The 15,965-nt window shown below is 65.7% G+C and carries 12 protein-coding genes; all 12 read right to left on the bottom strand.

Annotation, left to right across the window (positions count from 1 at the left end):
• Positions 1-638: 638 nt before the first annotated feature.
• Positions 639-1,046 carry a hypothetical protein gene (locus tag ABZW14_RS07645; protein ID WP_355341380.1) on the bottom strand — a complete coding sequence of 136 codons (408 nt, stop codon included), beginning with the start codon at positions 1,044-1,046 and terminating at the stop codon, positions 639-641.
• A 12-nt stretch (positions 1,047-1,058) separates the two neighbouring features.
• On the bottom strand, positions 1,059-4,019 hold the full coding sequence (locus tag ABZW14_RS07640; protein WP_355341378.1) for a DUF499 domain-containing protein: 2,961 nt from the start codon (positions 4,017-4,019) through the stop codon (positions 1,059-1,061).
• Positions 4,016-6,898, bottom strand: coding sequence for a hypothetical protein (locus tag ABZW14_RS07635; protein WP_355341376.1), 2,883 nt, complete (start codon positions 6,896-6,898; stop codon positions 4,016-4,018). Before ABZW14_RS07635 ends, ABZW14_RS07640 begins: the two co-directional genes overlap by 4 nt.
• Positions 6,895-10,119, bottom strand: a complete 3,225-nt coding sequence (locus ABZW14_RS07630; RefSeq protein ID WP_355341373.1) for a helicase-related protein — start codon at positions 10,117-10,119, stop codon at positions 6,895-6,897. The genes ABZW14_RS07635 and ABZW14_RS07630 overlap by 4 nt, the downstream gene beginning before the upstream one ends.
• A gap of 373 nt (positions 10,120-10,492) precedes the next feature.
• Entirely contained in the window at positions 10,493-10,891 is a 399-nt protein-coding gene (locus tag ABZW14_RS07625) for a GIY-YIG nuclease family protein (RefSeq protein WP_355341370.1), read from the bottom strand.
• Positions 10,888-11,121: a hypothetical protein gene (locus ABZW14_RS07620; RefSeq protein ID WP_355341367.1), complete on the bottom strand. Its 234-nt coding sequence runs from the start codon at positions 11,119-11,121 to the stop codon at positions 10,888-10,890. Before ABZW14_RS07620 ends, ABZW14_RS07625 begins: the two co-directional genes overlap by 4 nt.
• Positions 11,122-11,236: 115 nt before the next feature.
• The gene (locus ABZW14_RS07615; protein ID WP_355341364.1) at positions 11,237-11,728 is read right to left on the bottom strand and encodes a hypothetical protein; all 492 of its coding nucleotides are present in this window, start codon (positions 11,726-11,728) and stop codon (positions 11,237-11,239) included.
• A 79-nt stretch (positions 11,729-11,807) separates the two neighbouring features.
• Complete coding sequence (locus tag ABZW14_RS07610) at positions 11,808-12,449, bottom strand: hypothetical protein (protein ID WP_355341361.1); 642 nt, start codon at positions 12,447-12,449, stop codon at positions 11,808-11,810.
• Between the two features lie 28 nt (positions 12,450-12,477).
• Positions 12,478-12,636, bottom strand: a complete 159-nt coding sequence (locus ABZW14_RS07605; protein WP_355341358.1) for a hypothetical protein — start codon at positions 12,634-12,636, stop codon at positions 12,478-12,480.
• 60 nt (positions 12,637-12,696) lie between these two features.
• Positions 12,697-13,476: a transposase family protein gene (locus tag ABZW14_RS07600; protein ID WP_355341355.1), complete on the bottom strand. Its 780-nt coding sequence runs from the start codon at positions 13,474-13,476 to the stop codon at positions 12,697-12,699.
• A gap of 905 nt (positions 13,477-14,381) precedes the next feature.
• On the bottom strand, positions 14,382-15,440 hold the full coding sequence (locus ABZW14_RS07595; protein WP_355341352.1) for a site-specific integrase: 1,059 nt from the start codon (positions 15,438-15,440) through the stop codon (positions 14,382-14,384).
• Positions 15,430-15,705, bottom strand: a complete 276-nt coding sequence (locus ABZW14_RS07590) for an AbrB/MazE/SpoVT family DNA-binding domain-containing protein (RefSeq protein WP_355341349.1) — start codon at positions 15,703-15,705, stop codon at positions 15,430-15,432. The genes ABZW14_RS07595 and ABZW14_RS07590 overlap by 11 nt, the downstream gene beginning before the upstream one ends.
• Positions 15,706-15,965 lie beyond the last annotated feature (260 nt).

Genomic DNA, 15,965 nt, shown 5'->3' with positions numbered 1-15,965 from the left:
CGGGTCCGCGGCCGACTGGGAGGCGATGGGGGCCGGGAGGTCCTGCACGAGTTCGACGACGAACCAGCCGCCCGAGCGATGGTCGGCCGCATGATGGGGACGTCCGCTGGCCTCTGGAGGGACCTTACGGAGGCTCTACGGCAGGAGGCGAAGCGCCGGCACGGCGACTAGCCGCCGCACCTGCCCTTGCTCGGGGCTCGCCGGGTTGTGTCCGGGGTGACGGTGCGACCCGCCATGAGCTCCCGCCTCCGTAAGCGTCGCCAGCAGTGTCGACCCATTGGAAGGAACGGTGGTTGGTACGACCGTGACCATCAGGCACCCCAGGGAGGCGGCGACCCGAAGGTTGGATCAGCGGATGCAGCTAACCCAGTCAAGAAGGGTGGATGGGTTCCTAGCAGCCCTGGCGCCGCCCCTTGCTGGTCCCGCACAGTTTGTTTCTGGCGCCCGAAGTTGCTGCTAGCCTGAAGGTCGCAGGATGCACCAAAGGGCCCCCGCGCCCGCCTTAGGGCCCGCTCACGCGGGATCTTCGTGCATCTGCTGCCGGTTGGTTCAACTGCTCCGCAATGGCGCAGCCAACGCGAGGTTCTGGTCGCGTGGTCGTGCCGACTCCACGCGCTTGATCATGACTGGGCGGCCAGTCAACAGGCAACGTCTGGGCCCCCACAACAAGAAAGATGCGCAACCCACGCATCGATTAAAGGCAAGTTCTCACGATAGACAGCGTTGTAGCGGTGTTTGCCTTCGATGAGCCGGTAGGGGTGCGTCCCAGCCCTTGGGTGGTGAATCAGGATCACGGCTGGCAGCGGGCGACCGGTGCGTAGAGCGGCGCGGATGCTCTCAATCTTGTCGTTCCCTTCGGTGTCGTCTGGATCGTCGAACAGCTGGAAGGGATCAACCCGCGCGACCTCGACCTGCTCGATGCGCCAGCACGCAAGGTGCTCGCTGGCCCCATAGCACTCTCGCAGGTTCTCGACCGTGGATCCGTAGTGGTGGTCGGGCACTTCAGCGTTCAGGTCTGAGAGCGACCACCAGGCCGAATCTCCCATGCTTCGGCTCCCCTACAGCTCGTCGTCCTCAACCGAGGCGGTGACCCCTGGCAGGGATTCCGCCTTCGTCAGCAGTTGATCGGTATCGCCGCTCCGCGCAGTCACCGTGATATCGAAGCCAACCATTTGGACGTCAACGCCCACCTTGGCGGGATCGATAAGGGATGCGAGCTCTCGAACAAGACCCCAGAGTTCCTCCCGCTTGCTGTCGTCGGTGATCGAGGACAGCGGCATCCGGACCTTGGTCACCTGGTAGGTCGCCTCATCGCCCACACCGACATCTGGAACTTGCTGGGAGGGAATGGGTGTGGCTTTAGTGAGGGCTGGCCTGGCGCCAGCGGCAGCGATGTCCTGCCCGGCGTCTGTATCTGAGGTGCGGCCCTTGTCAGGCGAGGGCGTCGGCTTCGGCAACTGCTCGGGTGCCGGCGCGGGACGGGGCCGAAGCAGCTGCTGCATCGACGCGGGTTGGATCTGCCCTGGTCCGGCGGGGCGGATCTCGTTGCCATCGCTGTCGGAGAGCATCCATTCGTCACTCGTCGCGAGATGGAACAGCGCTCGGCGCAGGTCTTCCACGGTGGCGATCATCGGCCACGTTGGATTGCTGTATGGCAGCGCGAAGATTTCTTTTGGAGTGAGGTCTCGCCCGAAGCTGCCGGTGGTGATGAGCTGGCCGACGTATTCAGGGGCAAGGGTTCCAGCAGTAACTGCTCTGCTGGCGGCCACCAGTTCGTTCCACACGTCCTGCCCGGCGAGGGCGGTCTTGCCGTCGGGCACTGCCTTGTACTGGACAGCAAGTCCGGTTGTGGTTCGCAGCAGGTACGCGTAGTGCTGGTAGGCCCACTTGATGTCGTGGTCGAGTTTGGTACGTGCGTCTTCTCGGCGTGAGCGGGCCTCACCGTATTCCTCGTCGTCGCGATTGAGCTGGGCGACGACCATTTCCCAAGCGAGGAAATCTCTGGCACGGTCCCGTGCCCGGCCGCGTCGCTGGGTGTTGACCAAGGCGATGACCATCGAGGCTGCGTAGGTTGTGGTCAACCCAGGAGTGACACCGAAGGCGACGTCGAGGTCGGCGCGAGTGGCGGCATCCTTCCCGTTGAGCAAGGTCCATCGGCGAGGATCAAGTACCACCAGCCGGTTCTCCTGCCCATCCACGCTGGCGAAACATGTAGCCGCGCCAGCGCTGCCAACCGGTGGCTCGACGAACTGTGGTCCGCTGAAGGGCCCCTTGCTGGCCAACTGCTGTGCGCGCTTCCATACGTGGTTCAGTGCGCGGTCGTTACTGACCATCGTCATGGCGTTGGCGTGGTACATGTTCAGCGTTTGCTTGATCGAGAGGTAGAAGCGCTCGGCGCCTTTGCTATGCGCTGGTCGGGTGCGTTCCAACGCCCCCAGTCCACCGTCCACCGGTCCGGCCACGAGGGCGTTGAAGACTTCCTCGGCGGCGGCGTAGGGCACGGCGGGACCGGCGACGGCGGCGATCAGTTCCGGCTTCGTGGCGCCTCGTGCCCCCTGGGCACGTGGCACGAGACTGTACGCGAAACATGCAGTCGCCATTCGCAGCGCCGGTGCAGGTTGGGCTGCGGCGACGCCATTGGAGGCCAGCGCTGCGTCGAGGGCGAACGCCGTGCCTCCTCCACTACCGGGGCGCACGACATCAGTGTTGGCGACGGCTCTGAAACCCTGGATAGCTCGGTCGTTCCCCGCCAGCACACCGGAAGACAGCAGTGCCTCAAGGGCATCGGTGTGCAACGGGATGTCCCCCGGACCGATCAGGTGGGGCGCCCAAGATCCTGCCTCGTGCTGCGTCACCCAGTGCAGCACCGTCCGGGCGAAGATCGCGACGGTCGAGCGGACGCGCTGGAAGGCTTGGACGACGGACCACTCCTTGGCGACCAGCTCGAACAGGTCGGGATGAAAGGGATAGGTCTCGGCGATTCGATCGGCGAGTCGGGCGAGCGTTCGGCCGGAACCGAGCTTGCCGTACACCTGGCTAGCCCATACGTCGTCTGCGGCGGCGACGTACGCATCGGCGACGGCCCGCGCTGCGGCGTCGACATCGGCGCGGGCGAACAAGCGACGTCGGATAATCTGCGAGAAGTCAGCGGGTTCCGTCACCGTAACCGTCTCGCCGTTGCGACGCAGCCGAGCGGCCAGGTATTCCCGCATCTCCTCGGCGGCTGGATGGTAGCCGGCCTGATCCTCATCACTGCGGATCATTACGACGATCAACGCAACCTGTGGCTGGTCGTCCACCGCGTCAGTGAGAGCGTTCAGGAAGGCCTGCTCCCCTGGCAGCCCGCCGATGGCGCCTTGATCGGTCAGCGCCATCGCGTAGTCCATAAGCTCGTCGATGATAACTAGCACGGGCCGCGCGACCTCGGCAAACGCCGCCTGCAGGGTGGCCTTGTTTCCCCCGAGGTCGATGTAGTGCTGCCAGCGACCGATGCGGTCGGGATGACCGTCGAACAGCAGCCACAGGAACCGGCCAAACAAGTCCGTGGCCGGACCGAACCTCGGGTCCGTCTTGCCCGGAGACATCGAGTCACCGATCAGCACCACGGGGATGACGTCGCCCAGGTTTAGTGAATTCCCCGCCGGCGTCGCCGCAGCAGCAACAGCACGGCCAAGGTCTGAGTCGAAGAAGACTTCCGAAGTGTTGATCATGTGCCAGATGCCGACGAGTGCGTGGCTCTTCCCTCCTCCCATTCCCTGGTCGAGGTGGAAGCAGGCCTGCGCGTCCAAACCTTGGGTGCCAAGCCGGCGCGCCACTCGGCCTAGAAAGCCAACCAGGAGCGGGGTGGGCTGGGTGATGTCCGTGTAGTAGTCGCACCGGGTGTAGGGCACCAGCACCGTCTGGTAGACGGCTTTAGCCAGGCTCATCTGCAGCTCGTCTACGGAACCGTCGGTGAGACGTACCTCGTCACGCAGATGCAGGACATCGGGCCAGCGGGTGACGTTGGCGGCGATGGTCACGACGTCTCCTCGAACAGGCTGGGTTGAACAGCGGCTACAACGGCGGTGGTTTGAGTGGCGGCGGTGGCCTGGACGGATCCGCGGTTGCGCTTGACCGCCGCCAAGGCAACAGCAACGGAGTCGGATGTTGGTAGCTTGGTCGTGAGCCAGTCGACCACAGCCCACAGATGCGCGTCGGTGGGCGGCCGTTCCGCAACGGACAGGCATGCGGCGACGGCATCGGTGCCGCTCGACCAGGCTGCGGCCATCCCTCGGACCACCTCGTACACGCTGGATGCCGGCGTAAGCCGTCCTGGGGCGTCGTGACGCAGCCTGAAGCCGGCCTTGGTCTCGGTAAGAATCGGCCCCCGCAGATCCTCCAATCGCAGGCCGTCGGACTGCGCGAAAAACCGAGCTTCACCCTTGGGGACGTCCATCCGGCCGTGGACTTCGTGCCAGAAGATCGCTAGGCAAGTGTGCGGATCGAATGTTTCCAGGGGAAGCTCATCCAGCCGCAAGGCGATGGCGTCACGGACCGCGCGGCGGGCAAGGGTCATATAGTGCTCCAGCTGCACGGTGCCACCGTCCGGCGTAATCACCCTGCTGTACTTGCCAACCACTTGCAGGGCCGCCCCGTAAGACGCCATCAGCTGGTCCTCCAGCGCGAGGCCGTCAGTGTCCCATCCACGGCAACGCATCTTCACCTCGGCGGCGACTTCGGCGTCGACTTGCGCCGCGATGCCGACGGGTCGATTTGCGGGGGCAACACGTGCGCCGATGGAGACAGTGACGGAGATGGTGGCTACGCCTGTAACTGCCGTCTCTGTCCTTGATGGCCATGAGGACGTCACGACGAAGCCGGCATCGGTAAGTGCGGCCAGCAGTCGCTTCCACGCCTCGGGATCGGAGTGCCCAAAGATCACCGTCAGATGCCCGTCGGCTTTCAGGACCCGGCGCGCTTCCCGAAAGGCTCGCGCAAGCATCGCCTCGTAGAACTCTTCGGTGCGGTGATCGCCATGGCCCTTAGCTCCGCGGCCCTTGACGATGATTTCTTCGGCTTTGTCCTGAAGCCCGTCCCTACCGTCTAGGCTTCCGTCAAACAAATCTGGCATCGCGGAGCGAAGAGCCCGTTTGAACCAGACGTGGAACAGGTCCGACGAGTCCGCATACGCGATCATTTGGTAGTAGGGGGGATCGCAGACAAGAACATCGATGGTGTTGTCACGAAAGGGCAGGGCGACAGCAGAGGCTCGTCGAAAACGCCCTGGGCGGCTACCCTCGTGGGTTTCCTCCAGGACCTTCCGCAAAGCGTTGACAAGACTGGCCGAGACGGACTTCCAAGTGCCGGGACCAGCACCCGGACCAGCTTCCAGGTAGTCGAACTGGTGCTTGATGACTGATTGGGAGGAGAAGACGTCTCCGACCTGGCAACGGTTCTGCTCTGTCCCCGCCGGGTTGCCGTGGGAGCGGAGGTTCGCGCCTCGCGTCGCATACCGCAGGATCCGGGGCAAATTCGCTGCCGCGTAGGAGGTGAGTGCTCGGGCATACTCCTGGCTAACACTTCCGGCGAGCTCTTGGTAGATGTCACCGATGGTGCGGGTGGCCATAGCGAACAGTGCCGCCTGGCGGGCGTTCATCAACGATCCGTAGGTTCGGTAGCCGTACTGCCGGGCATCAACACCTGCGGTCTTCGGAATTTCCTCTGTCGGAACCGCAGTGAGCCCCGAGATCGCGGGCAGAGTTGCAGGATCAGCATCCGCTGCAGCCTGCATCTCGTCCAGCCGCGGCACTCGGAAGATCTTCTGGTTCGTGTCCGGGTCAGTCTCCGCTACCGCGAGCATGGCGTCCGCGTACTGCCCAGCTGACCCCTTGGCCTTAACGACGTCTAGACCGTGCATGTGGCCGCAGCCTGGGTAGGGGCAGCGCGCCGACTTACCACGCTTCCCAACTGGAGCGGTGAAGGTGGGGTCCTGCGCCGGCGGCCCGTCGTGGACTTCGGTTCGCCACATGTCGCCCTCGAAGACGAGTCTCAACGACTGGCCCTTGTCGTGCGTGCGCTTGTATGGGTGCCTCAGCACCATCGATCCAACCAGCGGAAAGCGCCTTGAGCAGCCGTCGCACGGAATCGTGACCGCCCAGAGATAGGCCCATGGGGTTTCACCCCCGCGCGCCGGATTGCCAGGGTAGAGATGGGCGACCTGCGCAGCGACGCGGCGGCCAACTTCGGCTAGCAGCGTGCGAACATCGGCAAGAAGCTTCGGCTCCTTGGCGAGCCCCTGGAAGCCCAGTTGGACGCTCGTAGCCGACTGGGCACGTTTGCCCTTCCCCGCCCTCTGGGCAGCGGCACCACTGTCGTCCTCGGCTCCCTCGTTCGCCTCGTCAGCTGGCACGTATGGCAGCGGCGGCTCAGCCGACCAGTCCCGCAGCGGGTAGTCGGCCAGCAGGCGACATGCAAGGGTCGCGACCGGGGAAAGGTCAGTGCCGACGGCGTTGGCGCCAGCGCGAGCAGCCTCCAGCGGGATGATGCCACGGCCGGAGAACATGTCGAGCACAACGGGTGGCTTAGCACCGTATTGGGTGGCAATGCGGGCACGGAGGCTTGCCATCGCAGTGGCGTCGCCCTTGAGGACGGCCTTCTTGATGTCGGCGCGGTTCTCCGGGGTGTCGGGCAGCAAGGAGCACAGGACGGCGGCGCGGGCCTGTGCGATGGGCCGGGAGGCGAACCACGTGAACAGGGCCTTCTCGCTGCGTCCCGAACCGGCAGGCGTGCCAACGGCGGCGTCGACCTGCGGGCAGGGAAACCAGTTATCGATCAAGCGCGCGGCTAGGTCTGACCGGGTGCCGGCCTCGTCGGTGCGCTCACCCTTCCCGTCGATGGTGGCCTCGAGTTGGGTGGTCATGCCTGGGCTCCGATCAGCCTCTTGAGTTCGGACAGGGGAATCTGGAAGCGCTCGATGCGACGTGGGCCTCCGAGGACGGCCGCCGGGTCCTGCTGGCGCAGGCGGACGACCGGCGAAGCAGCGCAGGAGTCGATGACGTACAGCCAGTATTCGGAGCCACGCTGCTGGGCTTGTGCCCACTCGTTCTGCTCCAGCCACACGGCGCGCAGCGGGCCCTGAACACCCTTTACCTCGACCAGGCGCTGCTCTCGTGTGGTGCGGTGCCGCGCGTACAGGTCGTAGCCAAGGCCGGCGGTTTGCCGGTCGTCGACGTCGTATCCGAGCTTTTCCAGTTCGGTGACAACGGTGGCGATCGCGACCTTTTCGGCGTCCGGGTCGTAGCCGAGTTGGTCAACCCGGGCTGCGCCGGTGACGGCTACCCAGCCCACCAGCCTTACGGCGCTGGCGTTGACCTGCTCGATGTCATCGAGAACGGCTAGGCGTTGCATCTTGGCGATGTTGAACTGGCGGAGGAGCTGGGCTCGCTCGGCGCGGGGCCGGTCCGCGATGGATTCCTCGAACCGGTACTGGGTCGCGTCCAATTGCACCTTGGCCGCTTTTATCCATGCCTGTCGTTCAGCGGTCAACGCGGCTACTTGGCCGCGCAGCTCAGTCTTGGCCGCCTCTGTCGCGTCGTGACGAGTCGCTGGGGGCAGTGATGTGGGCCCGGTTGCTGGCGGATCACCGAGGGCGAGGGTGCGCAGGGTCATCAGGGACTCCCACGCCACGGGCAGCGCATGGCCGGCGGAGCAGCGGATGAGCAATGGGGCCTTGCGGGTGATGCGTGCCGTGCCGTCATGCAGCTGGATGTCGGCGTCGAACAGAGCCAATACGTAGGAGGTCAGGGAGGCGCTGTCAACAAGCGCCGCACCTCGGACGAGATCTTCCTCTCCCACATTGAGGGCGTAAGAGACAAGCTGTTGGAAGGACTCTTCGGTAGGTCCAAGGACGATGACGTCGTCTAGGCCGGTGGCACCATCGTTGATGGCTTGGCGCACCGAGGCGCCGTCGGCAGCCACGTAGACCCTGCGCTTGCCGCCGAGCGCCTTGGGTAGGGTGCTTCCGGGCTTCGCATTGAGGAGGCGTATTCCTCTGGCCGGGCCCGGACCGACGGTCCAACCGCCGCTGCGCGCGAGCTGATCGACCATCGCATCGACAATGACCGGGTTGATCGCCTCGAGCCGGTCACCGGCGAATCGCTCGAGAGCTTCGGTTACGTTCGCTGGCGTGCTCAGGGAACGCTCGTCGGCAACGAGGGCTCGAGCGGTCTCGATGAGCGCTGATGGTGCAGGAATGGTGACATGCCGGCCGGCCTGGGCATCGACCATGGCCCTGCCCCAGTCGAAGCCGGACCGGGACGAGGTTGCGTCGAGGAGGTCATACAGCTTGCCCTCCAGCGCCTCCGCGGCCCTGTCGAGGTTATTGAGCATGACTTCCTGGACACGGCCCTCGCGGGTATGCGGGGCTACGAGGTGGTAGACGTGAACATCGTTGCGTTGGCCAACCCGGTGCAGCCGGCCCATCCGCTGTTCTAGACGCACCATCGACCATGGCAGGTCCCAGTCGATCATCACGTTGGCTGATTGCAGGTCGATGCCCTCTCCGCCAGCGTCTGTGGATACCAGCACTTGGAACGCGCCGGCGAGGAAGCGTTCCTGGAGTGAGTCACGGCTGCGGTGGTCGACGGCGCCTTCTAGGATGTCGGTGCTGAAGCCGGCGTTGTCGAAGCGAGTGCGCAACCATCGGGCGGTGTCCGCGAATTCGGTGAACACCAGCAGTTGACCGTGTCCGGGGCGGATCTCGTGGCGTTCAAGAAGCTTGAGCAGCGCGTTCCATTTCGCGGGAGTATCGGAAGTCTGGGCCTGACGGAGCGTTTCCAGCACCGTGGCAACCCGGGCGAGCTCACCGCTCTTGTCCCGGGTGCGGCTCCTGACTACGGCGTTCTCCGCGCGCGCCCACGCTTCGTCATCATCGGCGGCCGCGCCAAGGCCATCTGCCGTGAGTAAATCCTCTGGGACCACCACTGTGCTGCGCTCATGTGCGGCACCCTTCAGTGCGACCTCGCGGCGGCTGATCGTCTCTGCCGCCGCCTGCAGGCTGGAGGCGGCCCGTTTGCCGTAGATGGATCTGGCGAGGGCCGCGTTGTCGGCGTAGAAGGCGTCGACGTAGTCCATCACCGCGTCGTACGCCGCCGCCTCGTTCGGGTTCAACCGGACGGGGATGGTCTCCGAGAACCGTGGCGGGAAGAGCTTGTTCCCGTTGTGATCGACGAGGTCTTCCTTCATCCGCCGCAGGAACGACAGCTTGCTGGGCACGAGGGCGGTCTGGTACTCGACCTGCCGCGGGTCCCACGGGTAAAGGGTGGGGTCCAGCAGGTTCATCAGGCCCCGGAAATAGTGCTCCTTGCCTCGATGTGGGGTCGCGGTGAGCAGCAGCAAATGGTGGGCACGGCCAGCTGCCTCGCGGGCAGCGGTAAGGTACTGGCTGGTCGGGGTCAGCCGGTGCGCCTCATCGAAGATCGCCAGGGACCATGAGGTGCGGTCACCAGCGACCTTCCGGCGCACATCCGGGTTGTGGGTGAACAGATCGACCGAGACGACCCAGGTGTCGTAGCGAGGGTCGAGATCGGCCGGGTCGGCGGCGGCTTCGCTGGTGATGCGGCGGGCCTCCACGCCGAACAAGCGGCGCAGGTCCCGCTCCCACTTGGTCACCAGGTGCGCGGGGACGACGATCACTGATCTGCCTTGGATCAGTCCTTGCCGGCGGCCCTCGGTGAGGTACATCCCCGCCATGATCGTTTTTCCGGTGCCGGGCTCGTCAGCCAGTAGGAACCTCAGCCGAGGCTGATTGAGCATGTGGCCGTGGACTGCGTCGTCCTGGTGTGCGTACGGGCGTAGCGGACGGGTGGCTAGCACTGCCGATCTGATGCGGGGTACTGCGTGCTGCATCCAGCGTCCCCACAACCCGGTCAAAGCCTTCTGAGGGTCACCACCGCGGTCGTTGACTGGCACGAGCCCAGCAACCAGCTGCTGCTCAGACAGCAGGACCCTACGAGGTTGGCCGGCGGCGTCAAGTACGAAGAGTTCGATCGAGCCGTCGCCTGCCCAATCGGCATCCCTGACCGTAACTAGGGCACCGTCGATCTTCACCTGCCGGCCCTTTGTCGGCAGTTCGATCGTCATCTGGAAGCCCTGACCTCTCCCCTTGCGGCACCTCAAGGCGATCACCTTAACGCCAAGACCGCTTTGCCTGCGTCCGACGCGGGGGCAGTCTGAACAGACTTGCATCCCATCCGCGGCTGCCGATCCAACCTCGTCAAGCTGCTCTCTGCTCACCCGGACCGCGCAGTGACGGCACCACGGCCCGCTTGACCACTGGGCATGGCCGCCCGGCCTGCCCGGTTCCCGCTCACCATCGCTGGCATCCGAGACCCTCCGCAGGTTGGTGGCCTTCCAGTTAGGCGGAGTCTCGACCTGCCCGATGGAGCCGTCGCCGATCGGCTGCGCAGCGAGGCGGCCACCGAGGAGCTGGACTACGTCGCGTTCAAGCTGTCAGTCACAGATAGCACTCCTCGTTGCACCGAACGTTGATGTAATCGTTCAGCTTCTCAGTCCAGCGAAACCATTCGCCGTCTACGCGCAGGTCACGGAAGCGGCGGTGCAGGTCGGCCTCGATTTCACGGCGCCGGTCGGTGTCGGGTTCGTAAATGGCGTGCGCCAGATGCAGGTGGGCCGGGTTGCCGGTCTGGAGCTGGGCGAGGCGGCGGCGGACATCGTCGCTGTGGCCGATCTTGACCCGGTCGGGGATCGCAACGCTGAATCGGTCGGGGATTGCGAGGATGAAGTAGACCCCAGGGCCGTGGTGCGGTTCGTCGGGGGGCATTCCGGCTTCGATCATGGCGTCCTTGGGGCAGCCCAAGCGGTCACCGCCGGTCAGCCGGCGAATCCTGCTCACGGCTTCTCCCGCCGGGTACAGGTGCCGACCGGGGCGGCGGCGCGGCGGGCATTGAGGACCTGGAGGAACTCGTCGTCGGCCTGCTGTTTGGGGGTGCCGTGGCGGGTCAGCCAGGAGCGGGCCAGGTCTCCGGTGAAGCTTGCCGGGCGGGCCGCGGCCCGCGCGGTGGCCTCAAGGACGAGCACCGGCGCGCTCGACGGTGAAACGGTCAACGAGACGGGAGTGGTCATGACCAACGTTCTACTCCTCGTCCGCCACGTCGGGATCTGGCCGTCAACCGTGGCAGAACTGCTGACAACGATGTGGCACCTCTCAGCGCGTAAACGCACTCGCGGAGCATCTCGCTCACAGGTACGGCATCTCCCAGTAGTCCCAGCGCTCGGTCACGCCTTCACGAATGGCCCGTTCCCGCTGGGCCACCCACTCCTCAAGGGTGGTGATCATTGCTGCATGCCGGACTGGGTCGAACCGCTCCCACTCCGGCGAGACCTCATCAACCGTGGTCGGCGTGTCATGCAGGTCCCAGTGCTGGTCAATCCAGCGACGCGTCGCATCATCCTCCAGGATGCTCAGGTCGTAGACGGAGATGAGTCCGCGGGTGGAGCGAAGCTGCGACCAGGTGGCTGTTTGCCCGTACTCCAGCGGGTTCTGGCATCGCCGCTTTTTCGACGTACGCGCCACGCACTGCAGGTGGAAGACCCCGTCCGGGACGTACCAGATGCGATGGTCGAGGAGGACGAGGTCGGGGTATTTCCCCATGATCGGATCGTAGAGGCTCCCCTGCGCGGGCAGCTCTGACGCGCCGCCACCGTCGAAGCAGCAGGCCACCGCCCGCATCGCTCTTGAACCTGTCAAAGATGAGAAGTGCTACTGACACGGTAAGAATCGAGCGCTGGCATCGGGCCGAAGTCTCAGCTCACCTCTCAGTGTCGGCCAGCGTCTCGAAGCGCGAGTCCTCTTCGGCCATTTCGCGGATCTCCTCAAGGCTCGGCTCGCTTTCGACCATCAACCGGTGCCGCGTCCGCTCCGAGCGAAGACGCCATCGCACAGCACTCAACTGCTCTCTCACGTTGACCCAAAGGCTCACGCCCGTGACCTCGCGGCTTGGCGTGCCGTCGTCCTCTCTGCGCCACCTCAAACCTGCCGCATCCGTAAAGCCCAGGGCAACTCGGGCGAACGGGTCGGGCAAACTCCTCCGCCAGGGCAGCGGCTCAGGGAGCGTGTACCGGAACTCTGTCGAGACACCAGCGCGCAGGACGTGGCCGAACCGCTTGGTCAGCGCACGACGACCATCAGGCGCCTGGTAGAGATAAACCAAAAGGTCCATGATGGGCGCTGCACTGAGATTCGCCACAACGACGTCGACGCCAACCAGCCTGGGGACGTCTCCATCTTCAGAGTCGTAGTGGTTCTTCACCCAACTCGCGACTAAGCGGGCTTGGGCACGTTCGGCATCCCGCCGCTCCCGGTTGCGGGAGTGCACCTCCCACCACAGGACGCCGCCTGTAAGCGCGGTCGCAGCAACGCTGGCGGCCGCCTGCACCTGGTCGCTGTTCACACCCCGCAGGCTAGTGTCCCCCGTCGAATCACTGCATGATCAGCACGTGGACCGCGGCCCGGATCTCCTCGATCCGTGGCCTGCCGTTGTAGCGCAACTGCGCGCCGACGCTCCGCGCGGTGGCCACGTCGAAGACGACTACTGCCGGAAGGCCCGGCCCCTCTCCCGGGATCCCGGTGAACTGCACGACATCGCTAAGGGTCGTCTCGTAACTGGGTGAAGGCGTTGCCTGGGGCGGGGCCGGTGGTTAGCCGGCGAGGATGATGTTGTGGAGGTTGGCGATGCCGGAAGCGGCATCGGTCAATGTGTGGGCGGCGCGGCGGTAGTCGCGCAGGATCTTGAAGCACTTCATCCTGGCCAGGGCGTGTTCCACTCCCGCTCGAACGGTTCGGTGCTGGACGTTGAGGGCTTCCTTCCAGTCCGGGAGCTGACTGCCGTCGGTGGGTTTGCGGTACGGCATGATCACCTCGGGGTTGCCGCGGTAGCCGCCGTCGGCCATCACCGGCCGCCCGTCCAGCTTCTCGGCGATGCCCGAGGTGCGGTAGACGATGGTGTCGTTGCGGTTGCCGGGCTGCGGGTCGCCGACGGCGATGACCAGGCGGGTGCTCGCGTCGATGGCGACCTGCAGGTTCGTCGAGTACCGGTAGTTCTTGCTCCGGGCGGCCACGCGGTGATCGCGAGTGGGGATCAGTGTCCCGTCGACGATCGCGATCTGCTCGACCGGTCGCTTTCGCACCGGCGCCAGGGCCAGCAGGGGCGCGAGGGTGTCGATGACCCGGTGCGCCGCGGAGTGCGACACCCCGAACAGCGGCCCGATCTGGCGCATCGTCAGGTTCGTACGCCAGTAAGCGGCGACCAGCAACACCCGATCCGGCAGGTCGAGGGCCCACTGCCGGCCCGGCCGGCCATCGGTGATGCCCTCACCGCCACGCTCGGCGACCAGCCGGACCAGCGTGCGGAACTGGGCGGGCTGCAACCCGGTGAACGGGAAGATCCACTCCGGGCGGGCTGCCGTGATCACCTGCACCCCGGGCATCCTGCCCCATCGTCCTCAACAGACAGACGCCGGGGTTACGAGACGTCCCTTAGCGAGGAGGTAGCGGCCTACTTCCGGGACGCCGATGCCGCCGCCCAACCCGCCTGGCGCTGCTCCCAATCTGCTCCCAATCTAAGGGGCAACAACGCGAAAGCCCGTTACCGGTGGTTCCGGTGACGGGCTCGCTACCTGCAAATATTTACGGTGGGCGATACTGGGATCGAACCAGTGACCTCTTCGGTGTGAAGAAAGTGCTCTCCACAGCATTGCTAGTTAACCCAGGCGCGCAGCAGCAATCCGCGCCATCAAGCAGCGCTCGCCCCTCCGGCCACGACAACCCAGACGATCATCAACGAATGCGACGCAAAGCTGGAACGCTAGCCAGCGCCGAAGCGGATCTTGACACGAACGCGGGCAACAGGCCACGCCGGATGAGCCGAGCGGAAATCACAGGCCTGGTGACGGCACTCGGCGATATCGCCGCGGCCCTTCGCGACCCCGACCCCGCGGACAAGGCCGAGGTCTACCGCCAACTCGGCCTTCGGCTCACCTACCAGCCGGAAACGCAAACGGTGCGCGCTTCAGTGGATCTAAGCGCGCACCGTGGGGTAATGGTTTGTGTCCGAGGGGGGATTTGCACACTCCTATGTAGCATCCGTTATACAAACGGGTGCTCATGCGTTAAGCCTAGCACTTCACGATGCGTAGCACTACATGCTTGAGCTGGGCAGAGGCGCCTGATCGGGCTGACAATGCAAGAGTTCTGCTCCCTTCGCCAAAGCATCGAAGCAAATGATACCGGCGGAATAGTTGGGCGTCTGAAGACTGCCGCGCCGCGCGGCGCGATGGTGATTGCTTACCCCATTGCGCCGCCTGGAGCAGGCCACCTCGATAGATCAGGGCAAGACAGGCGTGCCCGTCACCGGGGCGACGGAGATCTCGCGAATCACAGCGAGTGGGTGCGGCTGTCCGGCCATCGCCGACAGCGCGGCGGCCACGTCGTTGAGGTCGGCCTTGATGTAGGTGGTGGTGGAGGATCCGGGGCTGTCGGTGTGGCCGGCGTAGGCACGCGCGATGCCGTAGCCGAAGTGCCGTTCTACCCAGGTGAGGGTGGTGTGGCGCAGCCAGTGGGTGGAGATGCCCTGCACGGCGACCCAGGGCAGGCGTTCCCCGATGCGTTTCCACAGGTGGTCGTAGCGGCGGCTGCTGATCGGCTGGCCGTTGCGGTAGCGCAGCAGCGGGTCGGTGGTCTGGACGGCGCCGCGGTCGTGAGCGTGGGCGCGTAGGTGCTCGGCGAGGTCAAGGGTGATCGGCTGCCACCGCACAGTGCCGTTCTTCTCGGTCAGGCGCACGAGCCCGTTGGTGCGGTCCAGATCGGCAAGTCGTAGGGCGAGGGCGCCGCCGCGCCGGCAGGCGGTCTCTGTGTGCAGGCGTAGCAGGAGGGCATCGAGGATGACGTCGTTGCCGCTGGTGCGCGCCGCCGCGTTGATCTCCTCCAACTCGTGCGGGGTCAGGGCGCGGCGGGTGCTGGGGAGGCGGCGGGGTTTGGCGACGCGGTGGGCGGGACTGGCTGAGACGTCGATCAGGCCGTCGGCGATGGCCCGGGAGTAGAAGGCGCGGGCCGCGGCGATCACGTGTTCGCCGGCGTGGCGGCCGTTGCGGCCGTTGCGTCGCGACCGGGCAGTGGCGGTCATCTGCTGCTTCATGGCCTCGACGTCGGTGGCGACGACCGCGTCTAACGGCCGGTCGCCCCAAGCCGCAGCCATGCGCTGCCAGTAGGTGCCGTAGGTGCGCTGCGCACCGGGACCGGCCGCGGCGATGACGCGGGGCAGGTACTCGGCAATCGTCGGCAGGGCGACTGGGCCGTCGGTGTGGGATTCAAGGTCGGCAAGGGTGACGCCGAGGTGAGCCAGTACCTGCCGGGCGGCGGCGATCGCGGTGGGGTCAGCGGACATGGCGGCCTCCCGCCATCTGGATGTGCAGATCGGCGACGAGTCGGGCGACCGTGCTGACAGGGTGCACGACGAGCAGTCCCTGGGCGATGAGAGCGGCGAGCAGCACCGGCTCACCGGGTTCGATGCCGCACATGCGGCGCACGGGCGCAGGTAGGGGCAGAGCGCCTCGACTGCCCACTTTGTACCGGCCGTTCTGAGCCGTGCCGATGACGAGCGCCCGCTGATGCGGTTGAATGTCGAGACCGCGTCCCGGCTGCCAACCCAACCCGTGCAGGATCTGCTGGTCGGTTATGCGGCCGCATGGGGACGGTAGAGCCATTCCCAACAGCAGATCAGGAGCGTTGAGGGACGCCGGAAGTGAGGGCCGGGCGGGCAGTACGGACATCGGTGCCGGACGTGGGCGTGGACGGGTCGGCAGGGCGCCGGGAACGAGCGGACGGACGAGCTGTTCTCTGCTCAGTCGAGTAGATGTCATGAACGTGCAACCGGCGCGGCGTCCCTGGCGGGTGAACCGGCCCACGACCC

It is taken from the genome of Micromonospora sp. NPDC004551, from assembly GCF_040609975.1.
Taxonomy (GTDB): domain Bacteria; phylum Actinomycetota; class Actinomycetes; order Mycobacteriales; family Micromonosporaceae; genus Micromonospora.
The sequence above is the reverse complement of the archived record's forward strand: the minus strand, read 5'-3'. Positions and strand labels throughout refer to the sequence as shown.